This is a genomic window from Kitasatospora sp. NPDC022785, assembly GCF_055561295.1.
This window is the reverse complement of record NZ_JBVHHB010000019.1, coordinates 63,196-86,254: the sequence shown is the minus strand read 5'-3', so window position 1 is coordinate 86,254 and position 23,059 is coordinate 63,196. Positions and strand designations below refer to the sequence as shown.

The 23,059-nt window shown below is 73.3% G+C and carries 23 protein-coding genes; 14 read left to right on the top strand and 9 right to left on the bottom strand.

Annotated features, from left to right (window positions below; genetic code table 11):
• The first annotated feature begins 122 nt into the window (after positions 1 to 122).
• The 6 genes from ACZ3YO_RS26470 (at position 123) to ACZ3YO_RS26445 (ending at position 7,043) form a co-directional block, all read left to right on the top strand.
• Entirely contained in the window at positions 123 to 1,238 is a 1,116-nt protein-coding gene (locus tag ACZ3YO_RS26470; RefSeq protein ID WP_465573783.1) for a LacI family DNA-binding transcriptional regulator, read from the top strand.
• A 400-nt stretch (positions 1,239 to 1,638) separates the two neighbouring features.
• Positions 1,639 to 2,928, top strand: a complete 1,290-nt coding sequence (locus tag ACZ3YO_RS26465; protein ID WP_465573781.1) for an ABC transporter substrate-binding protein — start codon at positions 1,639 to 1,641, stop codon at positions 2,926 to 2,928.
• 23 nt (positions 2,929 to 2,951) lie between these two features.
• Positions 2,952 to 3,893: a carbohydrate ABC transporter permease gene (locus ACZ3YO_RS26460; protein WP_465548476.1), complete on the top strand. Its 942-nt coding sequence runs from the start codon at positions 2,952 to 2,954 to the stop codon at positions 3,891 to 3,893.
• A gap of 49 nt (positions 3,894 to 3,942) precedes the next feature.
• On the top strand, positions 3,943 to 4,833 hold the full coding sequence (locus ACZ3YO_RS26455; RefSeq protein WP_465573985.1) for a carbohydrate ABC transporter permease: 891 nt from the start codon (positions 3,943 to 3,945) through the stop codon (positions 4,831 to 4,833).
• 208 nt (positions 4,834 to 5,041) lie between these two features.
• A complete protein-coding gene (locus tag ACZ3YO_RS26450; RefSeq protein WP_465573779.1) occupies positions 5,042 to 6,484 on the top strand; it encodes a GH1 family beta-glucosidase in 1,443 nt (480 codons plus the stop codon).
• Positions 6,485 to 6,563: 79 nt separating this feature from the next.
• On the top strand, positions 6,564 to 7,043 hold the full coding sequence (locus ACZ3YO_RS26445) for a hypothetical protein (protein WP_465573776.1): 480 nt from the start codon (positions 6,564 to 6,566) through the stop codon (positions 7,041 to 7,043).
• A gap of 176 nt (positions 7,044 to 7,219) precedes the next feature.
• On the opposite strand, the gene ACZ3YO_RS26440 is transcribed toward ACZ3YO_RS26445, so the two are convergent.
• The 4 genes from ACZ3YO_RS26440 to ACZ3YO_RS26425 all read right to left on the bottom strand — a co-directional run bounded on the left by ACZ3YO_RS26440 (position 7,220) and on the right by ACZ3YO_RS26425 (position 10,094).
• Positions 7,220 to 7,687: a MarR family winged helix-turn-helix transcriptional regulator gene (locus ACZ3YO_RS26440; protein ID WP_465573773.1), complete on the bottom strand. Its 468-nt coding sequence runs from the start codon at positions 7,685 to 7,687 to the stop codon at positions 7,220 to 7,222.
• Positions 7,688 to 7,749: 62 nt separating this feature from the next.
• Positions 7,750 to 8,964 (bottom strand): MFS transporter, encoded by a 1,215-nt coding sequence (locus tag ACZ3YO_RS26435; protein WP_465573770.1) that lies wholly within the window; start codon positions 8,962 to 8,964, stop codon positions 7,750 to 7,752.
• A 109-nt stretch (positions 8,965 to 9,073) separates the two neighbouring features.
• On the bottom strand, positions 9,074 to 9,553 hold the full coding sequence (locus ACZ3YO_RS26430; RefSeq protein ID WP_465573767.1) for an SgcJ/EcaC family oxidoreductase: 480 nt from the start codon (positions 9,551 to 9,553) through the stop codon (positions 9,074 to 9,076).
• On the bottom strand, positions 9,546 to 10,094 hold the full coding sequence (locus ACZ3YO_RS26425; protein ID WP_465573764.1) for a hemerythrin domain-containing protein: 549 nt from the start codon (positions 10,092 to 10,094) through the stop codon (positions 9,546 to 9,548). Before ACZ3YO_RS26425 ends, ACZ3YO_RS26430 begins: the two co-directional genes overlap by 8 nt.
• A 323-nt stretch (positions 10,095 to 10,417) precedes the next feature.
• Here ACZ3YO_RS26425 and ACZ3YO_RS26420 point away from each other — a divergent pair, with 323 nt between their 5' ends.
• Both ACZ3YO_RS26420 and ACZ3YO_RS26415 read left to right on the top strand, forming a co-directional pair.
• The gene (locus ACZ3YO_RS26420) at positions 10,418 to 11,320 is read left to right on the top strand and encodes a LysR family transcriptional regulator (RefSeq protein ID WP_465573761.1); all 903 of its coding nucleotides are present in this window, start codon (positions 10,418 to 10,420) and stop codon (positions 11,318 to 11,320) included.
• A 476-nt stretch (positions 11,321 to 11,796) separates the two neighbouring features.
• Positions 11,797 to 13,101, top strand: coding sequence for a YncE family protein (locus ACZ3YO_RS26415; RefSeq protein WP_465573759.1), 1,305 nt, complete (start codon positions 11,797 to 11,799; stop codon positions 13,099 to 13,101).
• Positions 13,102 to 13,132: 31 nt separating this feature from the next.
• Here ACZ3YO_RS26415 and ACZ3YO_RS26410 read toward each other — a convergent pair whose 3' ends face one another.
• Both ACZ3YO_RS26410 and ACZ3YO_RS26405 read right to left on the bottom strand, forming a co-directional pair.
• Entirely contained in the window at positions 13,133 to 14,038 is a 906-nt protein-coding gene (locus tag ACZ3YO_RS26410; protein ID WP_465573756.1) for an MBL fold metallo-hydrolase, read from the bottom strand.
• Between the two features lie 219 nt (positions 14,039 to 14,257).
• Positions 14,258 to 15,202 (bottom strand): LysR family transcriptional regulator, encoded by a 945-nt coding sequence (locus ACZ3YO_RS26405; RefSeq protein WP_465573753.1) that lies wholly within the window; start codon positions 15,200 to 15,202, stop codon positions 14,258 to 14,260.
• Positions 15,203 to 15,311: 109 nt separating this feature from the next.
• On the opposite strand from ACZ3YO_RS26405, the gene ACZ3YO_RS26400 reads away from it, so the two are divergent.
• From ACZ3YO_RS26400 to ACZ3YO_RS26385, 4 genes are all read left to right on the top strand, one after another.
• The gene (locus tag ACZ3YO_RS26400) at positions 15,312 to 16,229 is read left to right on the top strand and encodes an NAD(P)H-binding protein (RefSeq protein ID WP_465573750.1); all 918 of its coding nucleotides are present in this window, start codon (positions 15,312 to 15,314) and stop codon (positions 16,227 to 16,229) included.
• Positions 16,219 to 16,584: a darcynin family protein gene (locus tag ACZ3YO_RS26395; RefSeq protein ID WP_465573748.1), complete on the top strand. Its 366-nt coding sequence runs from the start codon at positions 16,219 to 16,221 to the stop codon at positions 16,582 to 16,584. Before ACZ3YO_RS26400 ends, ACZ3YO_RS26395 begins: the two co-directional genes overlap by 11 nt.
• A 101-nt stretch (positions 16,585 to 16,685) precedes the next feature.
• Positions 16,686 to 17,321, top strand: coding sequence for a TIGR03086 family metal-binding protein (locus tag ACZ3YO_RS26390; RefSeq protein WP_465573746.1), 636 nt, complete (start codon positions 16,686 to 16,688; stop codon positions 17,319 to 17,321).
• Between the two features lie 69 nt (positions 17,322 to 17,390).
• Complete coding sequence (locus ACZ3YO_RS26385) at positions 17,391 to 17,750, top strand: metalloregulator ArsR/SmtB family transcription factor (RefSeq protein WP_465573743.1); 360 nt, start codon at positions 17,391 to 17,393, stop codon at positions 17,748 to 17,750.
• Positions 17,751 to 17,840: 90 nt separating this feature from the next.
• Here the strand turns inward: ACZ3YO_RS26385 and ACZ3YO_RS26380 are convergent, their stop codons facing one another.
• Entirely contained in the window at positions 17,841 to 18,281 is a 441-nt protein-coding gene (locus ACZ3YO_RS26380; protein ID WP_465573741.1) for an SH3 domain-containing protein, read from the bottom strand.
• 284 nt (positions 18,282 to 18,565) lie between these two features.
• The gene (locus tag ACZ3YO_RS26375; protein WP_465573738.1) at positions 18,566 to 19,378 is read right to left on the bottom strand and encodes an SDR family NAD(P)-dependent oxidoreductase; all 813 of its coding nucleotides are present in this window, start codon (positions 19,376 to 19,378) and stop codon (positions 18,566 to 18,568) included.
• Positions 19,379 to 19,735: 357 nt separating this feature from the next.
• Between ACZ3YO_RS26375 and ACZ3YO_RS26370 the strand changes: the two genes are divergently transcribed.
• Positions 19,736 to 20,587 carry an SAM-dependent methyltransferase gene (locus ACZ3YO_RS26370; RefSeq protein WP_465573735.1) on the top strand — a complete coding sequence of 284 codons (852 nt, stop codon included), beginning with the start codon at positions 19,736 to 19,738 and terminating at the stop codon, positions 20,585 to 20,587.
• A 197-nt stretch (positions 20,588 to 20,784) separates the two neighbouring features.
• Here ACZ3YO_RS26370 and argG read toward each other — a convergent pair whose 3' ends face one another.
• Complete coding sequence (gene argG / locus ACZ3YO_RS26365; protein ID WP_396324930.1) at positions 20,785 to 22,230, bottom strand: argininosuccinate synthase; 1,446 nt, start codon at positions 22,228 to 22,230, stop codon at positions 20,785 to 20,787.
• Positions 22,231 to 22,475: 245 nt separating this feature from the next.
• Between argG and ACZ3YO_RS26360 the strand changes: the two genes are divergently transcribed.
• Complete coding sequence (locus ACZ3YO_RS26360) at positions 22,476 to 22,991, top strand: Lrp/AsnC family transcriptional regulator (protein WP_465573732.1); 516 nt, start codon at positions 22,476 to 22,478, stop codon at positions 22,989 to 22,991.
• Positions 22,992 to 23,059: the final 68 nt, after the last annotated feature.

Genomic DNA, 23,059 nt, shown 5'->3' with positions numbered 1-23,059 from the left:
CAACGGGCAGGGCAGCGCCCATGCGAGCGCCCGCGGGAGGGCCCCATGGGAGCGCTCTCAACCGTGCGTCCGCGACCCGCTAGGCTCTGGGACGAAGCGTCCGCGTGCGAGAGGAGCCCACGGTGCCGGAGCAGACGCCGCGTCCCACGGCCGACGCCGACGCGGCCGCGCCGCGTCCGACACTGGAGTCGGTCGCCGAGCGGGCCGGGGTCTCCCGGGCCACGGCGTCGCGGGTGGTGAACGGGGGAGCGGGGGTCCGAGAGGCGCTGCGGGAGAAGGTCCAGCGAGCCGTCGAGGAGCTCGGCTACCTCCCCAACCTGGCCGCCCGCACGCTGGTGACCCGGCGCAACCACGCGGTGGCCGTGGTGGTGGCCGAGCCCGGCAGCCGGCTCTTCTCCGACCCGTTCTTCGCCCAGCAGCTGCGCGGAATCGGCCGTGAACTCTCCGCGGCCGACAACCAGATGGTGCTGATGATGGTCGAGGACCAGCACGACTACGAGCGGGTGGGCCGCTACCTGGCCGGCGGCCACGTGGACGGCGCCCTGCTGTTCTCGCTGCACCAGCCCGACCCGCTGCCCGAGATGGCGCGCAAGGTCGGGCTGCCCTTCGTGGTGGGCGGCCGCCCGGGCTGGCCGGGCGCCGAGTCCGACCGCGAGCTGGTCTACGTGGACAGCGACAACCGCGGCGGCGCCCGGCTGGCCGTCGGCCACCTGCGTGCGCTCGGGCGCGGTGCCATCGCCACCATCACCGGCCCGCTCGACCAGACCTCCGCCATGGACCGCCTGGACGGCTACCGGGACGTGCTGCCCGACGGTGACCCGGCGCTGGTCGCCGAGGCGGACTTCACCCCCGACGGCGGCGGCCGCGCGATGGCCGAACTGCTGGCCCGCCGGCCCGATCTGGACGCGGTGTTCGCCGCCTCCGACGCGATGGCCTCGGGCGCGCTGCGAGTGCTGCGCGACGCGGGGCGCCGGGTGCCGGAGGACGTCGCCGTGGTCGGCTTCGACGACGTCGAGTCGATCGCCGCCTGGACCGAGCCGCCGCTCACCACGGTGCGCCAGGACATCGAGGAGATGGGCCGGCTGATGGCCCGCCTGCTGCTGCGCCGGCTCGCCGAGGCCGGATCGGCCACCGGCGCGTCCGCGGGGCCGGCGCCGTGGCCGGCGGCGGGACGGCGGCCGGGGGGGCCGGCCTCGGTGATCACCCCGACCCGGCTGGTCCGGCGCGCCTCGGCCTGAGTGGCACCTCCTCCCGAGTAACGCCTTCCGACTCTCGAGTAGCGCCTTCCGAGTGCTGCCTTCTGCGCTGCCGCCTTCACTTCCTGAATGCCCAATGGCGGTAACTCCGAGATTACGTTCGGGTTTCGACCCCTTGACCGGTGAGCCCCCGCGCGGCACTCTCCTCTCAGCGCTTGAGAGCGCTCTCAGAGAGCGCTCTCACCAACCGCGCCACGTTCGCACCCATCACGCCACGCACTCGCCAAGCGCTCTCGCACCGAGCCCACGCACTGCTCTCTCGCACCGCCAGCACCGCTAGCACCGCCTCGGCCGCCGATCTCGGTCGGCTCGCCCGCATCGCCCGCCCGCATCGCCCGCCCGCATCGCCCCCGAAGCCCACCCGCCCCGCCAGGGAGACCTCATGCGCCGCTCCGCCGCCGCCCTCGGCAGCACCGCCCTCGCCGCCATCCTCCTGCTCACCTCGTGCAACAGCTCCGCCGGCTCCCCCGACACCGCCGCCGACGGCAAGGTGACCATCACCGTCGACCTCTTCGGCACCTTCGGCTTCAAGGAGAGCGGCCTCTACGAGGAGTACATGAAGCTGCACCCCGACATCACCGTCAAGCAGACCGACACCCAGGACGAGGGCCAGTACTGGCAGGCCCTGCAAACCAAGCTCGCGGGAGGCGGCGGCCTCGCCGACATCCAGGGTCTGGAGGTCGGCCGGGTGGCCAGCGTGCTGCAGAAGCAGGCCGACAAGTTCACCGACCTGAAAACCCTCGGCCTCGGTGCGGTCAACGACGAACTGGTGCCGTGGAAGGGTGCCGCGGTGAAGACCGCCGACGGCCGGGTGCTCGGCGCCGGCACCGACATCGGGCCGGAGGCGATCTGCTACCGCGCCGACCTGTTCAAGGCCGCCGGCCTGCCCACCGACCGCACCGAACTGGCCGCCCGCTGGTCGACCTGGCAGGGCTACCTCGACCTCGGCAGGGAGTACGTCGCCAAGGCCGCGCCCGGCAACGTCTGGACCGACAGCGCGGCCGGCATGTTCACCGCCGAGGTCGGCCAGCAGAAGGTCCGCTACGCCGACGAGAGCGGCAAGCCGGTCTTCGAGACCAGCCAGGCCGTGAAGACCGCCTGGGCCGACGCGGGCCGGCTGGTCGCGGACGGCCTCTCGGCCAAGCTGCCGCAGTGGACCCCGGAGTGGAACAAGGCCTTCAGCACCGGCAAGTTCGCCACCCTCAGCTGCCCCGCCTGGATGCTCGGCTACATCAAGGGCCAGGCGGGGGAGGCCGGTTCGGGCACCTGGGACGTCGCCCCCGGCCCCGGCCGGACGGGGAACTGGGGCGGCTCCTACCTGATGGTGCCCAGGACGGCCAAGCACCCGAAGGAGGCCGCCGAGCTGATCAAGTGGCTGACCGCCAAGGAGCAGCAGACCACCCTGTTCACCAAGCAGGGCTCCTTCCCGTCCTCCACCGGCGCCCAGGCCGCGATCAAGGGCGTCGCCGACCCGTACTTCAGCAACGCGCCGATCGGCCAGATCTTCAGCGAGTCGGCGGCCGGCATGCCCGCCCAGGTGCTCGGTGTGGACGACGGCGTGATCGGAAAGGCGTTCACCGACGCCCTCGGCGAGGTCGAGCGGACCGGCACCGCACCCGACACCGCCTGGAAGCACGCCATGGACAACATCCGCAAGGCCAACGGCAGCTGACGGATCATCACGAAGGCGCCACGATGGCCACGCTCTCCTCCGCCCGCCTGCCCGCCGCCGGCCCGGCAAGGGCCCGCACCCGCCGGGCCGGCCGGCTCGCGCCCTACGGCTTCCTCGCCCCCTTCTTCGTCCTCTTCGCGGCCTTCGGGCTCTTCCCCCTCCTCTACACGGCCTACGTCTCGCTCCACCGGGTCGAGTTGCAGAGCGCCGACCGGATGGACTGGCTGGGCCTGCAGAACTACACCCGCCTGCTGGCCGACCCGTTCTTCTGGAACGCGCTGCGCAACACCTTCACCATCGGCGTGCTCTCCACCGTCCCGCAGCTGCTGATGGCCCTCGGCCTGGCCCACCTGCTCAACTACAGGCTGCGTGGCCGTACCTTCTTCCGGGTCGCGATGCTGCTGCCGTACGCGACCTCGGTGGCCGCCGCCACGCTGGTCTTCGCCCAGCTCTTCGGGCGCGACTACGGCTTGATCAACTGGGTGCTCGGACAGCTGGGGCTCTCCCCGGTGGACTGGCAGGCCGACACCTGGGCCTCGCAGTTCGGCGTCTCGGCCATCGTCACCTGGCGGTGGACCGGCTACAACGCGCTGATCTACCTTGCCGGCATGCAGGCCATCCCCGGCGAGCTGTACGAGTCGGCGGCGGTGGACGGCGCCTCCCGGTGGCAGCAGTTCCGGCACGTCACCGTCCCCGGCCTGCGCCCGACGATCGTCTTCACCGTGGTCGTCTCGACGATCGGCGCCACCCAGCTGTTCGGCGAACCGCTGCTCTACGAGGGCAACGCCGGCGGCGGGATCTCCCACCAGTACCAGACCCTCGGCCTCTACCTGTACGAGCAGGGCTGGAGCTTCTTCCACCTGGGCCGCGCGGCGGCCGTCGCCTGGGTGATGTTCCTGTTGATCGTCGTCCTGGCCCTGTTGAACGCGGCGATCGCCGCCCGGCGCAACCGTACGGACCGGTGACCTCGTGACCCTCGTGCGACCTACCCCCCGGCCCCGGCCCGCCTCCCGGATCCGGCCGGCCCTCCGCCTCCGGAAGGGCCCGAGCCCCCGAACGGGCCCCAGCCTCCGGAAGGCCCCCCGCTCGCCGCTGCACGGCGGGCCGCTCGCCTACGCGGTGCTGATCGCCGCCACCCTGGTGTTCGCGTTCCCGTTCTACTGGACGCTGGTGGCCGCCAGCCGCTCCAACGCCGAACTCAGCTCGGCCGCACCGGCCCTGACCCCCGGGCCGAACCTGCTGCACAACATCGGTGAGGCCCTGCAGCAGGCCGCGATCGGCGAGGCGCTGCTTAACTCGCTGATCGTCTCGGCCACCGTCACAGCCGGGGTGGTGCTCTCCTCCACCCTGGCCGGCTTCGCCTTCGCCAAACTGCGTTTCCGTGGCCGTGGGCTGCTGCTGGCCGTCACCGTCGCCACCATGATGATCCCGCCGCAGCTCGGCGTGATCCCGCTGTTCATGCTGATCGTCCGCCTCGACCTGCAGAACACCCTGCCGTCGGTGATCCTGCCGTCGCTGGTCTCCGCATTCGGTGTGTTCTTCATGCGCCAGTACCTGATCCAGGCCCTGCCGGACGAACTGGTCGAGGCCGGGCGCGTCGACGGCGCCTCGCTGCTGCGGATCTTCCGGTCGATCGTGCTGCCGGTGGCCCGGCCGGGGATGGCGGTGCTGGGCATGCTGACCTTCATGGCCACCTGGAACGACTTCTTCTGGCCGATCGTCGCCCTCAGCTCCCAGAACCCCACCGTGCAGGTCGCGGTGAAGTCGCTCGGCCAGGGGTACGTACCCGACCAGTCGATCGTCCTGGCCGGCACCCTGATCGGCACGCTCCCCGTCCTGCTCGTCTTCGGCCTGCTCGGCCGCCAGATCGTCGGCGGCATCATGCAGGGCGCCGTCAAGGGCTGAACCCCGGAGGCGCGCCCCGGACCCACCACCCCGAGAAGCCATCACCCCGAACCCGGACCCACCACCCCGAGAAGCCATCACCCCGAACCCGGGCCCACCACCCCGAGAATCCACACCCTCTTGAGACCCGGCGACCCCGGACCGGCGGTCCCGACCCACGACCCCGGACCGACGGCCGGCCCCCGAACCCGCGACCCCGGAAGGCGACATGACCGACCACGCCCCGCCCCTCACGTTCCCCTCCGACTTCGTCTGGGGCGCGGCCACCGCCGCCTACCAGATCGAGGGTGCGGCCGCCGAGGACGGCCGCACCCCGTCCATCTGGGACACCTTCAGCCGGACACCGGGACGAGTCCGCAACGGAGACACCGGCGACGTCGCGACCGACCACTATCACCGCTACCGCGAGGACGTCGCGCTGATGGCCGAACTCGGCCTGCCCGCCTACCGGTTCTCGCTCGCCTGGCCGCGTGTCCAGCCCGGCGGCAGCGGGCCGGCCAACAAGGCCGGGCTGGACTTCTACGACCGGCTCGTGGACGAACTGCTCGCGCGCGGCATCGCCCCGGTGGTCACGCTCTACCACTGGGACCTGCCACAGGAGTTGGAGACCCCGGGCAACGGCGTCTCCGCCGCGGGCGGCGGCTGGACGGACCGGGCCACCGCCCACCGCTTCGCCGAGTACGCGGCGCTGGCCGCCGCCCGGCTGGGCGACCGGATCGGCACCTGGACGACGCTCAACGAGCCCTGGTGCAGCGCCTTCCTCGGCTACGGCAGCGGCGTCCACGCCCCCGGCCGTACGGACCCGGCCGCCGCCCTCGCCGCCCACCACCACCTGCTGCTCGCCCACGGCCTCGCCGTCGGCGCGCTGCGCGCCGAACTCCCCGCCACCGCACAGGTTTCGCTCACCCTCAACCTGGCCGCCGTCCGCCCGCTCACCGAGGGCCCGGCGGACCGGGAGGCGGCCCGGCGGATCGACGGCCTGGCCAACCGGATCTTCCTCGACCCGGTCTTCCACGGTCGCTACCCGGCCGATGTGCTCGCCGACACCGCGCAGGTCACCGACTGGTCCTTCGTCCGGGACGGCGACCTCGCCGAGATCTCCCGCCCGATCGACGCGCTCGGCCTCAACTACTACACCCCGACCGTGGTCGCCGCCGACGACCCGGCCGATCCGGCCCCCCGCCAGGACGGCCACGGCGGTGAGCGGTCCCCGTGGCCCGCCGACCGGGGCATCCGCTTCCTGCCCGCCGAGGGCGAACGCACCGCCATGGGCTGGCCGGTGGACGCCGACGGCCTGTACGAGCTGCTCACCCGCCTCCGCGACGAGCTGCCCGGCCTGCCGCTGCTGGTCACCGAGAACGGCGCCGCCTACGACGACTACAGCGACCCGGCCGGCGCCGTCCACGACCCCGAGCGGATCGCCTACCTGCACGCCCACCTCACCGCCGTCCACCGGGCGATCGCCGCCGGCGCACCCGTGCGGGGGTACTTCCTCTGGTCCCTCCTCGACAACTTCGAGTGGGCGTACGGCTACGGCAAGCGGTTCGGCGTCGTCCACGTCGACTTCGCCTCCCAACGCCGCACCCCCAAGGACAGCGCCCGCTGGTACGCCGAGGTCATCCGCACGGGCAGGCTCGGGCCTGCGGCCTGAGCGGCCGACCGCGGCCCGGGCGGGAGGAGAGCCGAAAAGCCACTGGCGCGAAGGCGGTGACTTGGCCAGGCTGCGGCCCATGGACTGGATGCCCCTGCTCTCCACACTCGCCGGTGCCGGTATCGGCATCACCGCCACCCTGATCGCCGACCGCAACCGCTGGCGGCGCGAGCAGACCCGGCACGCGCTGGACGTCCGGCGCGAGGTGTACACGGAGTTCGTCTCCGCGCTCAAGGCGGCCGGTGAGGAGATCCGGGCGGTCGCGCTGGGCGACCACCGCTCCGACGCGGCGCGCGACGCGGCCGTGCGGGAGGCCTTCCGGAGCACCGGCCTGTACACGGCGAGCGAGCGCCTCTGGCTGGTCGGGCCGCCGCCGGTCGTCACGGCCGGCAACGAGGCCTTCCTCAGCCTGCGCCGGATCCGCGACGCCTACGCCCGCGGGGTGGCGGTCGGCTCCGTCGAGGACGCGCCCCTGATCGCCCGGCGCCGCACCGCCATGGCCCGGATGCGCGGCCTGATGCGCGAGGACCTCGGCATCGGGCCGCTGGGCTTCGAGTGACCGCGCCCCACCCGTGACCGCCCCACCCGTGACCGCGCCCCACCCGTGGCTGTGACGGTGGCGCGCGGTCACGGGTGGGGCGCGGGGGCGGCCCTCCCCTCCGGACCCACCCCCGCGCCCCGTCCCCGGTGCGTCGGCCCCGTCCGTCGGCCGCCTCCGCACTCGTCGCCGTCCGGTCAGGCCAGCGGGCTTCCCACGTTGCGCAGCATGCGCCGCAGCACCCGCAGGGCCGCCGCGTAGTCCGCATCGTCGATGCCCTCGTGGATCCGGGCCCGGATGGCGGGCGCCTGCGACTTGAGGCCGGCCCGGGCCGCGTCGCCGGCCTCGGTGATCCACAGCCGTGCGTCGTCGTCCCGGGAGACCCAGCCGCGCTCCAGCAGCACCGCGGCCTCCGCGTTCAGGTCGTCCTCCGGCCGCAGGTACGACGCGGTGGCGTCGACCAGTTCGGGGACGGTCATGCCGTGACCGTCCTTGGAGATGTCGTTGCGCGACAGGTGCCGCAGCATCCAGTACTGCGGCTGGGTGAAGCCGAGTTCGGCCTGCTGGCGCCGGATGAACGCGATGATCTCCTCGTAGGCGACGCCGGTCCAGTACGCGACCGGTTCCGCGGCCAGCTCCTGCTGCGTGTACTCGTGCGTTTCCACGGTGGTGTGCTCCCTCGGTGAGGTGGTGTTGCGGGTGGGTGGTGGAGGTGGCGGGCTGTTGGTCAGAGCGTGGTCCGGCGGGCGTACCAGACCGTCAGGGTGGTCAGCAGGCCGATCCCCGCGCCGGTCCAGAGAGCGGTGGTGAGGGTCGCCGCGTCGACGATGAGCCCGCCGCCCAGCGCCCCGAGGGCGATCGCGAGGTTGAACACCGAGGTGTTCAGGGCGGTGGCCGCCTCGGTGTCGCGGGGCGCGGACCGCAGGATCCAGGTCTGGACGCTCACGGGGACGCCGCCGAAGGCGAGCCCCCAGCCGATCAGCAGTGCGACGCCACCGACCGGCGCCGTGCCGACGAGCGGGAAGAGCGCCAGGATCACGGCGAGCGCCAGGCCGATGGCCATGACGATGCTGCGGATGTCGCGTCCCACGGCCGCGCCGACGAGGAAGTTGCCGGCGATGCCGGCGACGCCGAAGGCGAGCAGCAGCGGGCCGACCATGCCCGGGCTGATGCCGGAGACGTCCTGGAGGATGGGGCTGACGAAGGTGAAGGCCGCGAAGTGGCCGCCCACGAGCAGGAAGGTGGTCAGCACGCCGGCTCGTACCGCGGGGTTGCGGAACTGCGCCGCGAGCGTGGCCAGCCGCACCGGTTCGGTGGCGGGCATCGCCGGCAGCAGGACGAAGAGGGCGGCGACGACGAGCAGGCCGAGCCCGCCGACGGTCGCGAAGGCCGTCTGCCAGCCGCTGAACTCCCCGATCAAGGTGCCGGCCGGCACGCCCAGCACGTTGGCGGCGGTGGCGCCGCCGAAGGTGATGGCCGTCGCCCGGCCGACGAAGGCGTCCGGCACCATCCGGACGGCGATGCCCGCGGCGAGCGCCCAGAATCCGCCGATGCTGATGCCGATGAGGAAGCGCGCCCCGAGCAGCACGACGAAGTCGGGTGCCGTCACGGAGAGCAGGTTCGCCGCGGCCATCAGGCCCAGCAGTGCGATCAGGACGGTCCGGCGGTCCCGGCGTCCGATCAGTACGGGCAGCAGCGGCGCGGCGGCGGACGCCACGAGGCCCGGCACGGTCACCATGAGGCCGGCGACCCCTTCGGAGACGTCGAACGCGCCTCCGATGGGTGTGAGCAGCCCCATCGGCAGCTGCTCGGCGGTCACCATGGCGAACGTGCCGACGGCCACGGCCACCAGGGCCAGCCATCGTCGCAGGGGCACGGCGTCCGGGCCGCGGGCCGGTTCGGTGCCGGCGGTGGTCGCCCGGGCGGATTCGACTGTCGTCATGTGAGGCGTTCCTCGGGTGGTGGCGGGCAGGCGGAAGCAGCCGCCGGCCCGCCAGCGGACAAGGGTCGTGGGGTGCAGGGGGAAGGGCCGGCGGCGGGTGCCGTCGGGGTCAGGCCATGACCGGGGTGGTCTGCGCGCTGCTGATCAGCCAGCTGCTCCCGGCTGCCGAGCCGTCCCCTGCTCGGTCGAACCGGTCCTCTTCGACGGCGAGTTGCCTGACGACGACGTAGGTGAGACGCCCCGTGCGGGTGGCGGGCAGGCGGACGCCGGGGCCGTCGTCGGGTGACGGCTCCCGGTGGTCGAAGACGTGCTTCACGCAGGCCACGATCGCCGTGTCGGGGCCGATGAAGCGGATGTCGTCGATCTCGGTCCTCGTCAACACGTCCGCGAGCGGCGATGCCAGTGCCGCGGTCATCGCCCGGGCCAGGCTCTCCCGGCCGGCGACCCGCCGGCCCCCGAAGTTGACGACGCTCACGTCCGCCGTGTGGAGCGGGATGAAGCGGGCCGGGTCGCTCTGGTATTCCTCGGCCTCGGCGACCAGCCGTCGGATGGCCGCGAGGTCGTGGTCCCGCTGGGAAAGGTCATTCATCGTGCAAACCCCGTTCGTGTCGTCGATCGGCCTGCGCCACGGGCAGGTCCGTGGAGGTGTCCGGCCCGGCTCGCCGGGCGTGGACCCGGCCGAAGTACGCCCACTGCTCCTCGGTCACGAGGGCCTGGACCAGCGGGAGCACCGCCTGCTCCTCGTGGCCGAGGTGGCCGCCGACTCCCGCGACGAGGGAGCCGGCGAGGTCGGCGAGGAGGTCCGGACCGGCGGCCGGATCGGCCAGCGCCTCGTCGATCGCCCCGATCAGCCGGTCGATCGCGAGGTGTTCGGCCTCCAGCGCCTCCAGCAGCGCCAGGTCGAACGGCCGGCCGTTCAGCGCCCGGCGCAGGACCGGCCAGAGCGCGTCGTCCTCGGCGCTGTGGTGGACGCGCAGCGCCTCCTTGAAGGGTTCCCAGACGCCCGCTGTGCGCAGGCCGTCCCGGGGGTCGTCCTCGGGCAGGGCCACGGCCTCGGCGATGCCGTGCAGGCCCCGTCGCAGAATCTCGTGCATGGCGTGCATCGCGGCCATGTCGAGCTTGTCGTTCACGGCCGGCCGTCCTCCGCCCTCGCGCGGTCCGGCGGGTCGCTCGCGGGTTCCGTCACGCGTACGGACATGTTTTCTCCTTCGGGGGATCGGTCGGTCGCCCGTGGAACGGGCAGGCCGGGGCGAGGGCCGGACGCCGCTCGGAACAGGCGGGAACGGCACGTCAATGAGGTCTCCGGAAAGGCGAGTTGCGCCGACCGAGAATCGCGGCGGACGTGCTTCCGTGGACTCTCCCACCTTCCACCCGCAGTACTTCGGCGATCAACGTAGACTTCGCGCGCCGATCGATAACTCCGGGGTTATCGCACGTGAGGGGCGGGGGAGCCGTGGAACTGCGCGATATCGAGATCTTTCTGACACTGGCCGACGAACTTCATTTCGGCCGTACCGCCGAGCGGTTGCACATCTCCCAGGCGCGGGTCAGCCAGGCCATCAAGAAGCAGGAACGCCGCATCGGCGCCGCCCTGTTCGACCGCACCAGCCGCACGGTGACGCTCACCCCCGTCGGACGCATCCTGCGGGTCGAGCTGCAGCAGGCCTACGACCTGATCCACGCCGGGCTGGCCCGCGCCAGCGACGCCGCACTGGGCGTGCGGGGCACGCTCCGGCTCGGGGTCATGGGGGTCATCGGCAACGAGATACGCCCGATCATCAGTGCCTTCGAGACCCGGTACCCCGAGTGCACCGTCCAGGTCGTCGAGTACCACTTCAGCGACCCCTTCAGCCTGCTGCGGGCCGGCAAGCTGGACGTGCAGGTGGCCTGGCGCCCCGTGCACGAAGCGGACCTCAGTGTCGGCCCCACCGTCTTCACCGAGGGCCGCGTCCTCGGCGTCGCGGCCGGCTCGGACCTCGCCGACCGTGAGTCCGTCTCCCTGGAGGACCTCGGCGGCCGGCTGGTGCTCGACGGCGGGCCCCGCGTCCCGGAGTACTGGATCGAGGCCATGATTCCCAAGTACACCCCGAGCGGGCGCCCGATACCGCGCGGCAACTCCGTGCGGACCTTCCACGAGCTCCTCTCCCTCCTCGCCACCGGCCAGATCGTCTGCCCGGTCAACGGCCATGTCCGCCGCTACTACACCCCACCCGGCATCGCCTTCATCCCCATCCACGACGCCCCACCCACCGAGTGGGCCCTCGTCTGGCCCACCGCCACCGAGCCCGCCCGCCTCCGCGCCCTCCTCGACACGGTCGCCGAGTTCGGCGCAGCCCACGCCCCGCGGACCGGCTGAGTCGTCGAGGCGCCTGCGGGGCGCAGGGGAGCCGCGGAGTGGCGGCGGGAGCGGAGCCGGGCCTCCGGGGTGCCGGCCCGCAGCGGCGTGAGGGTCGCGCGCCTCACATACCGCGCCGCACCGCCCGCACCTCACATACCGCGCCGCACCGCCCGCACCTCACGTACCGCGCCGCGCCGCCCGTACCGCACGGCAGCGCCGGCAACGCGCCGCACCGGCCTCCTCCGGCCAATTGGTGGCGACCGACGTCTTGGCAGGGCGTGGGCGCCGTCCTTACCGTCGAGTAACGCGATTCGGCGACACCGCCTCCTACTCGCGCTCCGACGCCTGCCCCCGCCCCCTGCTGTCCGCCCCCTGCTGTCCGGCGCCTGCTCCCCCTGTGCCTGCTCCCCCTGCGCCTGCTCTCCTGCGCCTGCTTTCCGATCCCCTGCTTTCCGACCTTGCTTCCGACTCTGCGCACCCGTGAAGGAGCGGCGATGTCCCCGCAAGAGCCCCGGTCCGACTCCGGCCCGTCCCGCCGATCCCGGCCCGCCAGGGCCCTGGGCGCCCTCGCGGCCGCCCTCGTCCTGCCCCTCGCCGCCATCGCCCCGGCGGCCGCGACGGCCGGCGCCGCACCCGAACCCGCGGGCGCCGCCCTGCGCGAGGTGATGTTCGTCGGCAACAACTGGGACGGCACCGCGGACGTCATCCGCTCCACCGGCGACCTGGCCAGGATCGGCCGCGTCAACGTCGTCCCCGACAAGGACCAGCGGCTCGCCGAGATCTACCTCAACCCCGTCAAGCTCGCCTACTTCCTGGGCATCCGGCTGGGTCCGGGCGAGGGGCACGACCAGTTCGTCGACGACATGTACTCGACCCCGGACGGATCCGCCGTGGTCGTCTCCCGCCCGAGCTTCGCCGACGTGGTGTCCATCGACCTCGCCACCGGGCGGATCAACTGGCGCTTCCCCGTGTCGGGTTACCGCTCCGACCACATGGCGCTCTCCCCGGACGGCACCCGCGTGGCGGTCTCCGCCTCCACCTCCAACACGGTCCACGTGCTCGACGTCCGCACCGGCGCGCAGCTCGGCTCCTTCCAGACAGGCGACAAGCCCCACGAGAACCTCTTCACCGACGGCGGGCGGCAGATCTGGAACATGTCGATCGGCGAGGTCAACACCGCCCTCGACGCGCCGTGGCTGGACTGGACGAAGGGCGACCGCCGGATCACCGTGGTCGACGCCGCCACGTACGCGCCGGTCAGGATCATCGACATGCGGGAGCGGCTGGACGCAGCCGGCCGCTCGGACCTCTCCGACGCGATCCGCCCGGCCGCGTTCACCCCCGACGGGTCGACGCTCTACTTCCAGGTGTCCTTCTTCAACGGCCTGGTCGAGTACGACGTCGCCGCCGACCGGATCACCCGGGTCAAGACCCTGCCGAAGAACCCGGCGACCAGCGAGGACCGCACCACCTGGGTCAACGACTCGCGCCACCACGGCCTGTCGATGAGCCCGGCCGGTGACAAGCTGTGCGTCGCGGGCACCATGGACGACTACGCGACCGTGGTCGACCGGGCCACGCTCCAGGAAGGGCCGCTGGTGCCCGCCTCGAAGCCGTACTGGGCCACGGTGAACGGCGACGGCACGGCCTGTGTGATCTCCGAGAGCGGCGCCGACCAGGTCACCGCGATCGACTTCGCGACCGGGCGCAAGACCGTCTCCGTGCCGGTCGGCGACCACCCGCAGCGGGTGCGCCTCGGCCATGTGCCGGCCGACTGGACCAGCCCCTCGGGAGCGTGAGCGCGGCCGGTCCCGGCGTCACCCGTCCACGTCAATCGGTGTGGTGGACGATCAGGAAGTCGTCGAAGACGTGCCGCCCGGGCCGGCCGGCCACCTCGTCGAGCGCGCGGCGGACGTCGTGCAGCTGGCCGACCGTCATCTGCAGGGGAGGCTCGTCGGGCTGGTACGTGTAGCGGATCGGGTAGTCGACACCCGGCTGGTCGGTCATCTCGACGTGGCAGCCGAGCACGTGGCTGACCGGGTGGTCGGCCGCGAAGGCGATCAGCCGGTCGATCGTCGCCACGTAGGCGTCCCAGTCGGCGACGTACAGGCGGCCCGGGTAGACGGTGTCGCCGGTGAGCAGGAACCCGGTGAACGGGTCGTAGTAGGTGATCGCGGCCTCGTGGTGGCCGGGGCTCGTCAGACAGGTGAGCACCCGGCCGCCGAGGTCCAGCCGGGCCGGCTCGTCGGGGTCGTCGCCCAGGCCGAGGAACGCCCGGACGGTGCCGAGCCCGGCGTCCACCACCTCGGTGTCAGCGCGGCCGGCGAACTGGGCGTCCCCCGCGATGTGGTCGCCGTGGCCGTGGGTGTGCAGGACGAGCAGCCGGTAGGCGGTGCGCGGGTGGCGGGCGAGCCAGTCCGCGACCAGCTCGTCGACGACGCGGCGCAGCGGGAAGTACGCGGGCGACGCGGTGGCCCCGGTGTCGATCAGGACGGCGCGCTCGTTGCCGAACAGCAGGAACAGGAAAGGCGCTTCGTAGTTGATTGCCTTGTTCTGCCGCAGGATGACGGTGTGCTCGTCGTAGTGGTGGACCTGGAGCTCGGGGTCGGTGTTGTGCTTCGCCGACTCGGAGCCGTGGATCCAGCGCACGTCGAGCGAGCGCCCCGGGAGGTGCGCGGCCTGGTCGGTGAAGTCGACCGGGCTCGTGACGTCGGCCGGTTGCTGGCGGGGGGTCATGCGGTCTCCCGTGGGCGTCCTCCTCGCCGGCCGAGTGCGGCACCTGCCCCGCCGGCGGCGGCCCGACTGCGGGCCGCCGTTCGCGAACCTACCAGGCACCGCGGCGGTCGCGCGGCGCCCCTTCGGGCCTGCCCGGCTCCGACCGCCCCGGGCCTCCGGCCGCGGTCGGGTCCGGGCCTGTGTCCGGGCGCCCGGGGAGGCGCGGAGCGGCACCGTCGGCTATTCCTCCCGGGCCGGACGGAGTGCCCGGCGCACGGCGTCGCGCAGCCACTGGTGGCCCCCGTCGGCGGTGTGGCGCGGGTGCCAGGCCATGCCGATCGTCAGTGGCGGCAGCGGCAGCGGGATTTCCAGCAGTCGCAGTCCCAGCGCGTGCGCCGCGTCGCTGAGTGGTGACGGGGGCTCACCCGGCAGCGCGGTCGGCACCAGGCAGACCGCGTCGCCGCCCGCGGCCAGCGCCATCGCCGCCAGATGTCCGGGCAGGACGGCGCTGACCCGCCGGCTGAGCCCCTGCTCGGCCAGGGCCGCGTCCAGCGGGCCGGTGAAGCGTCCCCGCCGGCTGACCGCCACGTGTTCGGCGGCGGCCAGCCTGGCGGGCGTCAGGGTTCCTTCGGCGAGCGGGTGCCCGGCCCTGACACCGGCCGCCATCCGCAGCGTGGTCAGCTCGTCGACCCGGGTCTCCGGGTCGACGTGGTCGATGGCCCCGATCTCCAGATCGATCCGGCCCTCGCGCAGCGCGGGGCCCGCCTCCCACTCCTCGGCCAGCACCCGCAGCGAGACGCCCGGTGCCCGGCGCCGGGCCAGCCCGAGCAGACCCGGCGCCAGCGCCGCGCCGACCAGGTCCGAGGCCTGGACGGTGAAGGTGCGCCGCAGGGCGGCGGGGTCGATCCCGCCGCTCGGGGTGAGCAGTGCCTCCAGCCGCCGCACCACGGCGGCGGCCTCGTCCCGCAGCGCCTCGGCGCGGGGAGTGGGCACCATCGCCTGTCCTGCCCGCACCAGCAGAGGGTCCTGGAGCACCCGGCGCAGCCGGGCCAGGGTGCGGCTCATCGCAGCGGGGGAGGTGTGCAGCCGCGCGGCGGCACGGGTCACGCTCTGCTCGGTCAGCAGGGCGTCGAGGGCGACGGCGAGGTTGGCGTCGAGGTTCGGGACTGGGCTGCTCACCGGCATTATTCCGTTTCAGGCAATGATTGGATGCTGAAGTTCCCATTGTGGCAATCCGGTTCGGGTCGCCACGATGAGGGGGCCGTACCGATCCGAAACAGACCGAGAGGTTTTCATGATCGTCATTACCGCCCCCACCGGGAACGTCGGCCGGCGGCTGCTGTCGCTGCTGGTCGAGGCCGCGCCCGCACGCGGAGAGGAGTTGCGCGTCGTGGTCCGCGATCCTGCCCGGCTTCCCGAGGCCGTGCGCGGACGGGTCGAGGTGGTCACCGGCTCGCACGGCGACGCCGCGATCGTCGAGCGCGCCTTCACCGGGGCCGACGCCGTCTTCTGGCTGGTGCCGCCGGACGCCTCGACCACGCCCGACGAGGCGTACAGCGGCTTCACCCGCCCGGCCGCGCGGGCGTTCGCCGCCCACGGCGTCGGCCATGTCGTCGGCGTCTCGGCGCTCGGCCGCGGCACCCCGCAGGCCGCCCGCGCCGGGCTGGTCACCGCCTCCCTGGCCATGGACGACCTGATCGCCGGCTCCGGCGTCGCCTACCGCGCCCTGGCGAACCCGTCCTTCTTCGAGAACCTGCTGGAGGACGCCGACTCGATTCGCGAGAACGGCGTCTTCACCGACACCGCCGCCGCGGACCGTCCCGCCCCCCTGGTGGCCGTCGCCGACATCGCCGCGACGGCGGCCGGGCTGCTGCTGGACCGCTCCTGGACCGGCGTCGGCAGTGTTCCGGTGCTCGGCCCGCAGGACCTGTCGCCCGACGACCTGGCCCGCATCATGACCGAGGAGCTGGGCCGTCCGGTCCGCTACCGGCGCCAGCCGTTCGACGAGTTGCGGTCCACCATGCTCGGCTACGGCCTCAACGAGGCGTTCGTCGAGGGCATGGTCGACATGAAGCGCGCCAAGGACGAGGGCCTCGACTCGGGCGTCGACCGCTCGCCGCAGGCGGGCCCGGCCACCGGATTCGCGCAGTGGTGCGCGCAGACCCTCAAGCCCGCCGTCCTCGCCGAACCGGAGGCAGCCGATGCCCACTGACCGAACCGAGCCGCCGGTCACCGCGTTCATGCTGGTCAAGACCACGCCCGAGTGGCTGGCGATGACCGTGGCCGAACGCGTCCAGGCCTTCACCACCCAGGTCGTCCCGGTGATCGAGGCCCGCACCCGCGGCGTCCGCTCCCGCTTCTACGACACGGAGTTCTACTCGGCGCGGGTCACCGACATCTGGGTCTGGGAGGCGGACGACCACGACGCCTACCGGCTGCTGATCGACGCGCTGCGCGAAACCCCCTTCTGGGACCGCTACTTCGACGTCGTGGACCTGCTCGTGGGCACCGAGAACGGCTACGCCCGCACCTACGGACTGGAGCCGGTGGCCACCCTCGCCACCTGACGCTCCCCCCGGCCGGCCTGTGCCGTCCCCCGGCACCGAGCGCCCCGGCGCGCAGGGTGGCATCGTGGTCCGAGCGCCGACCCCCACACCGAGGAGGCCTCATGACGCCCGACTCCACCGACGCTGCCGCCACGGACCCGGGCCGCGACCTGCGACCGGCGGCCGACGCGCTGGCCGGCCTCGTCCGGGGCGTGCGCGACGAGCAACTGCACGCCCCGACCCCGTGCGGTCCGCTGACCGTCGGCGAGCTGCTCGACCACATCGCGGGCCTCAGCGCCGCCTTCCGTGACGCCGCCACGAGGACCGTGCGGCCCGACGCCGGCCGCCCCCCGGTGCCCGACGCCTCCCGGCTCGGCCCCGACTGGCGCAGGACCATCCCCGCCCGGCTCACCGAGCTCGCCGATGCCTGGCAGCCGGCCGAGGCCTGGGCCGGCACGGCGACCGTCGGCGGCGCCGAGATGCCGGCGGCCACGGCGGGGGCAGCCGTGTTCGACGAGGTCCTCGTCCACGGCTGGGACCTCGCCGCCGCCACCGGCCGGCCCTTCCCCGCCGACCGGCCCAGGCTGGCCCCGGCGATCGGGACGGCCTACGCCTGGGTCCGGTCGGTGGCCACGGCCAACCCCGACGGCGTTCCCGGCCTGTTCGGCCCCGTCGTCCCGCACCGCGACGACGCGCCGCCGTTCGACCGCCTGCTCGCGCTGACCGGCCGTGACCCGTCCTGGGCCCCGCCCGGCTGACCCCGGGGCGGGCGGTCCGATCCACCGGGGTGCTTGTTAGATACTTAGCCAAGATGCTAAATATGGTCGGTGACAGAAGCTCAGGACGACGCGGGCGTCTTCCGCGCACTCGCCGATCCGACCAGGCGCCAGATCCTGGAGGACCTCAGGGGCGGGGAGCTCGCGGCCGGCGAGATCGCAGGCCGGTTCTCGATCAGCGCGCCCTCCATCTCCCGCCACCTCGGCGTGCTCAAGGGGGCCGGCCTGGTCACCGAGCGCCGGGACGGCAACCGCATCCTCTACTCACTGGCCGAGGAGCGCCTGGCGACCAGCGTCGGCCGCTTCCTCAGCGCCGTCTGCCCTGAGCAGATCGTGCTGCGCCACACCAAATGGCGCCCCACGGCACAGAACGACGGGAACGAGGGGAAGGACGGGAGCGAGAGGACATGAGGCGGCCGAACCTGTCCAGCGTCGTCTAACGGCGGCTGCTGGTGAACCGCCGGCTCGCCCCGGACGCCGCGCGGCTGCGCACCCGACGGCTCAGTGCCGGGCGGGCCCGATCTCGGCGGTGCCCCCGGCGCACGGGGGAGCCGCGCGGCGGCACTCCTCCGGTGGGCAGCGCTCCTCCGTCGGGTCCGGCGGAAGGTGGCGGGTGAGTAGGGACCAGAGGATCCACCCGGTCAGGCCGGAGCGGGTGACCGCGACCTTGCCCCAGCGGGTGCCGAGCGGCGAGGTCCAGGTGTCCACGACCTCGACCGGGTCGCCGCACCGGGCGAGGCCGACGACGCTGTCGTTGACCGAGTGGTCGCGGCGGACGTTGGCCGCGCTCGCCGCGACCTCCCAGCCGCTGGGGCCGCTCTCCGCCGGCCGGGGCGGTGCGGGCCGGGTGCCGCCCGCGCGGCCGCTCCCGGCGGCGACCGCGGGGAGGATCAGGATCGTCAGGGACAGGGCCGCCGAGGCGGCCCTGCCGATCAGGCGCACCGGTGGCTCGGTGTATCGACGTGTGGGGGCATGTAGGGCAGAACGAGCGGGCCCTGCGTACGCGCACCTTTCCCGCTCGGAGCCACCCGGTCGGCGCTGGTCCACTCGCTTGATCGGGTGGTGGCCGCACACCGCCGGTAACGCTGCCGCGCCGCCCGGGCTGACCGCGCCGCCCGGGCTGACCGCGCCGCCCGGGCTGACCGCGCCGCCCGCGCTGACCGGCCGCCCGGGCCCCGACCGGCGCCGAGCGGGCCGCCCGCCGCCGATCCCGCGGCGGCCCCCGGTCAGTGCGGGCGGCGCGGCTCGATCCGGAAGTCGAAGGCCGCGGTGCCCGGGTCGAGGGCGGTGACCCCGCCGTCGACCGTGAGCACCGCGCCGGTCACGTAGCCGGCCGCCGGCGACAGCAGCCAGCCGATGGCCGCGGCCACCTCCCCGGGCTCGCCGGGGCGGCCCGCCGGGGTGAGCCGGGTGACCTCGCGGTAGGCCTCGTCCACGCCCCCGGCCAGCCCCTCCCGCTCCGCGAAGCGGGTCATCGGGCGGTCCGCCATCTCCGTGCGCACCCAGCTCGGGCAGACGGTGTTGGCCCGGAGCCCGAGGTGGCCGTAGTCGACGGCGAGCGAGCGGCAGAGCTGGAGCAGCGCGGCCTTCGAGGTGGCGTAGGCGGCGTTGGCGGCCCCGTTGCGCAGAGCCGAGACGGAGGCGACCGCCACGACGGCTCCGCGGGACCGCAGCAGGTGCGGCAGCGCGGCGCGCAGGAGGAGGAACGGGCCGGTGACGTTGGTGCGCATCACCAGCTCCCAGTCCTCCAGGGCGACGTCCCCGACCGAGCCGCCCCGGCCGACCCCGGCGTTGAGCACGAGCCCGTCGAGCCGGCCGAAGGTGGAGACGGCAGTCTCGACGAGGGCCTCGACGTCCTCGGGGTCGGTGGTGTCGGAGACGTGGGCGATCGCGCCGGTCTCGCGGGCGACGCGCTCCAGCGGTTCGGGGCGCCGCCCGGAGATCACCACCTGGTGCCCCTCGGCGCGCAGCAGCCGGGCGGTGGCGGCACCGATGCCGGTACCGCCACCGGTGATGACGACGACGCGCTGGTCGGACATGGGGGTGCCTCCGTGGGGTCGATGGTCTGCGGATCATCGGATCCTATGCTCACACGGTGTCAGGTCTGCTCCAGGGGCTGCAGGTTCTCCCACCGCCCCTGCCCGACCGGACCGTCATCAGGGCCCTCGCTCACCACCCGCACGCCCCGCGGCAGTTGAGCCTCGGCGAAGCGCCGGCTCGATGCCCGACCCGGTTTGGAGCCGGTCGAAGTCGGCGCAATCTCCTTCGACTTCGACGAGATCGTCCGCCGGCTCGCCGGGCCGGGGTCGATGCCGGCGTCCCCGGGGGCCCGGCGGGCCGAAGGAGGCCCTGGTTAGGATGAGATGACCTGACGTCACGGATCGCGGGGAGAACTCATGTGGGACGATGCGGTGCTCGGCGGGCCGGGGCAGGCGGTGACGGGGGAGTGGCAGCCGCCGGCGGAGCTGAACACCGGGATCCCGCACCCGGCGCGGATGTACGACTACTACCTCGGTGGGAAGGACAACTTCCCGGCCGACCGGGAGGCCGCCGAGAAGGTCATCGCGGCCATGCCCGACGCCCGGCTCGGGGCGCGGATCAACCGTGACTTCCTCGGGCGCGCGGTGGAGTTCGCGGTCGGCCAGGGGGTCCGCCAGTTCCTGGACATCGGCACCGGGATCCCGGCGGTGGGCAGTACCGGCGAGGTCGCCCACCGGGTGGCTCCGGACGCCCGGGTCGTCTACGTCGACAACGACCCGATCGTCCTCACCCACTCGCGTGCGCTCCTGGCCCACCACCCGGCCGGTCGCACCACCGTCCTCCACGCCGATCTGCGGGACCCGCAGGCGATCCTCGGCGACCCGGGCCTGAAGGAGGCGCTCGACCTCTCCCGGCCGGTGGCCCTGATGCTGGTGGCGGTGCTGCACTTCGTCCGGGACGAGGAGGGCGCCGCCGATACGGTGGCCCGGCTGCGGGACGCGCTGGCGCCGGGCAGCCTGCTGATCCTCTCGCACGGGACGCAGGACTTCATGTCGGCGGAGGCGGTCGCCGAGACGACGCGGGTCTACAGCCGCGCGAGTTCCCCGTTGGTCCTGCGGACCCGTCCCGAGGTGCAGGAGTTCTTCGGCGACTTCGAACTGGCCGACCCCGGGCTGGTGCAGCTGCCGCTGTGGCGGCCGGAGACGGACCTGCCGCAGGGCTGGCAGCAGGCGGCCCCCGCCTACGCGGGAGTCGCCGTCAAGCGTTGACCGCCCGGCGGAGCCGGAGGTTGACGCCGACGGAGGCAGCGGCTGCCAGGGGCAACGGCTGACCAGAGTCAGCGGGCGACAGAGGCGACGGCCGACGGTCGGAACGGTTGACGAACGGACCGGCCGACGGCAGCGACGGCCGACGGACGCGGCGAAGGGGCCCGGCGGAGCGGGCCCCTTCGTCTGTGGAGGACCGGTCAGTCCGTGCCGGACTCCATCGCGGCGCGGTCCAGCAACTCGTCGGCACCGGAGACCTCGCCCCGGGAGGCGATGGCCTCGGCGCCGCCCTGCGGCATGGCGCCGATCAGCCCGGTCGCGGCCGCCTGGGCGGCACCGACGGCGGGGTTGGCGTCGCCGATCAGGCCGAGCCGGGCGTACTGCTCCAGCTTGGCGCGGGAGTCGGCGATGTCGAGGTTGCGCATGGTGAGCTGGCCGATCCGGTCGACCGGGCCGAACGCCGAGTCCTCGGTGCGCTCCATGGAGAGCTTGTCCGGGTGGTAGCTGAAGGCGGGGCCGGTGGTGTCGAGGATCGAGTAGTCCTCGCCGCGCCGCAGCCGCAGCGTCACCTCGCCGGTGACGGCGGCGCCGACCCAGCGCTGGAGCGACTCACGGATCATCAGGGCCTGCGGGTCCAGCCAGCGGCCCTCGTACATCAGCCGGCCGAGACGCCGGCCCTCGTTGTGGTACTGGGCGAGGGTGTCCTCGTTGTGGATGGCGTTGACCAGGCGCTCGTAGGCGGCGTGGAGCAGGGCCATGCCGGGTGCCTCGTAGATGCCGCGGCTCTTCGCCTCGATGATCCGGTTCTCGATCTGGTCCGACATGCCCAGGCCGTGGCGGCCGCCGATGGCGTTGGCCTCCATCACGAGGTCGACCGGGGTGGCGAAGGTCTTGCCGTTGATCGTCACCGGGCGGCCCTGGTCGAAGCCGATCGTCACGTCCTCGGCGGCGATCTCGACGGACGGGTCCCAGAACCGCACGCCCATGATCGGGTCGACGGTCTCGACACCGGTGTTGAGGTGCTCCAGGGTCTTGGCCTCGTGGGTGGCGCCCCAGATGTTGGCGTCGGTGGAGTACGCCTTCTCCGTGCTGTCGCGGTAGGGCAGGTCGTGGGCGAGGAGCCACTCCGACATTTCCTTGCGGCCGCCGAGCTCGGTCACGAAGTCCGCGTCCAGCCAGGGCTTGTAGATCCGCAGGTGCGGGTTGGCGAGCAGGCCGTACCGGTAGAACCGCTCGATGTCGTTGCCCTTGAAGGTCGAGCCGTCGCCCCAGATCTGGACGTCGTCCTCGAGCATCGCCCGGACGAGGAGGGTGCCGGTGACGGCGCGGCCGAGCGGGGTGGTGTTGAAGTAGGCGCGTCCGCCGGAGCGGATGTGGAACGCGCCGCAGGTGAGCGCGGCCAGGCCCTCCTCGACCAGCGCCGCGCGGCAGTCGACCAGGCGCGCGATCTCGGCACCGTAGGTCTGTGCACGGCCGGGTACCGACGCGATGTCGGGCTCGTCGTACTGGCCGATGTCGGCGGTGTAGGTGCAGGGGACGGCGCCCTTGTCGCGCATCCATGCGACCGCGACCGAGGTGTCGAGGCCGCCGGAGAAGGCGATGCCGACGCGCTCGCCGGCGGGAAGGGAGGTGAGGACCTTGGACATGGGAAGAGTATGCATGATCTCGCATGGTCATGCAAGAGGACGGTATGCCTCCGAAAAAGCCGGAGCGGGAGGCCCGGCCGGCCCGGCGACGTGGCGGCCACGGCCGCCCGACCGCGGGGCGGTCCGGCCGAAACCGCTGCGCGCGCCGCCCGGCCGCGGGGCACACCGCCCCGGCTCTCCCGTCCCGTGCGGCGCGCCCGTCCGGCTAGGGTCGGGAGCCGACCGCCGGCCCGGGAGGACCAAGCATGACCAGCGAAGCAGCACCGTTCGACGAGCTGGACCGCCGAATCGTCAACGCCCTGATCGAGAATGCCAGGGCGAGCTTCGCAGAGATCGGTGCGTCGGTCGGCCTGTCGGCCAGCGCGGTCAAACGCCGGGTCGACCGGATGCGCAAGGACGGCGTGATCACCGGGTTCAGCGCCACCGTCCGACCGGCGGCCCTCGGCTGGAGCACCGAGGCGTACGTGGAGGTGTACTGCGACAGTGCCGCGCCGCCCAGGCGCCTCGCGGAGGTCGTGCGCGACTACCCGGAGATCACGGCCGCCATGACGGTGACCGGCGCCGCCGACGCGCTGCTGCACATCCGGGCGACCGACGTCCGGCACTTCGAGGAGGTCCTCGAACGCATCAGGAACGAGCCCTTCGTCCGCAAGACGATCAGCTGCCTGGTCCTCTCCCACCTGCTGCCGGAGAGTCCGGAGGCCGGTGTGGGCCGGGCAGGCGAGCGGCCCGCGCCCGGCCACGCAACGAACACGCGCTGACCGGCGGCTGAACGCAGTATTCGTGCGTACCTGAGCAGCGCAGACGCCTTGTCCCGCGGCTGTGGGCA

Coding starts and splice junctions, on each gene's coding strand:
- ACZ3YO_RS26465 (WP_465573781.1), top strand. CDS start 1,639: ATGCGCCGCTCCGCCGCCGCCCTCGGCAGCACCGCCCTCGCCGCCATC.
- ACZ3YO_RS26460 (WP_465548476.1), top strand. CDS start 2,952: ATGGCCACGCTCTCCTCCGCCCGCCTGCCCGCCGCCGGCCCGGCAAGG.
- ACZ3YO_RS26450 (WP_465573779.1), top strand. CDS start 5,042: ATGACCGACCACGCCCCGCCCCTCACGTTCCCCTCCGACTTCGTCTGG.
- ACZ3YO_RS26445 (WP_465573776.1), top strand. CDS start 6,564: ATGGACTGGATGCCCCTGCTCTCCACACTCGCCGGTGCCGGTATCGGC.
- ACZ3YO_RS26435 (WP_465573770.1), bottom strand. CDS start 8,964: ATGACGACAGTCGAATCCGCCCGGGCGACCACCGCCGGCACCGAACCG.
- ACZ3YO_RS26430 (WP_465573767.1), bottom strand. CDS start 9,553: ATGAATGACCTTTCCCAGCGGGACCACGACCTCGCGGCCATCCGACGG.
- ACZ3YO_RS26415 (WP_465573759.1), top strand. CDS start 11,797: ATGTCCCCGCAAGAGCCCCGGTCCGACTCCGGCCCGTCCCGCCGATCC.
- ACZ3YO_RS26410 (WP_465573756.1), bottom strand. CDS start 14,038: ATGACCCCCCGCCAGCAACCGGCCGACGTCACGAGCCCGGTCGACTTC.
- ACZ3YO_RS26405 (WP_465573753.1), bottom strand. CDS start 15,202: ATGCCGGTGAGCAGCCCAGTCCCGAACCTCGACGCCAACCTCGCCGTC.
- ACZ3YO_RS26400 (WP_465573750.1), top strand. CDS start 15,312: ATGATCGTCATTACCGCCCCCACCGGGAACGTCGGCCGGCGGCTGCTG.
- ACZ3YO_RS26395 (WP_465573748.1), top strand. CDS start 16,219: ATGCCCACTGACCGAACCGAGCCGCCGGTCACCGCGTTCATGCTGGTC.
- ACZ3YO_RS26390 (WP_465573746.1), top strand. CDS start 16,686: ATGACGCCCGACTCCACCGACGCTGCCGCCACGGACCCGGGCCGCGAC.
- ACZ3YO_RS26375 (WP_465573738.1), bottom strand. CDS start 19,378: ATGTCCGACCAGCGCGTCGTCGTCATCACCGGTGGCGGTACCGGCATC.
- ACZ3YO_RS26370 (WP_465573735.1), top strand. CDS start 19,736: ATGTGGGACGATGCGGTGCTCGGCGGGCCGGGGCAGGCGGTGACGGGG.
- argG (WP_396324930.1), bottom strand. CDS start 22,230: ATGTCCAAGGTCCTCACCTCCCTTCCCGCCGGCGAGCGCGTCGGCATC.
- ACZ3YO_RS26360 (WP_465573732.1), top strand. CDS start 22,476: ATGACCAGCGAAGCAGCACCGTTCGACGAGCTGGACCGCCGAATCGTC.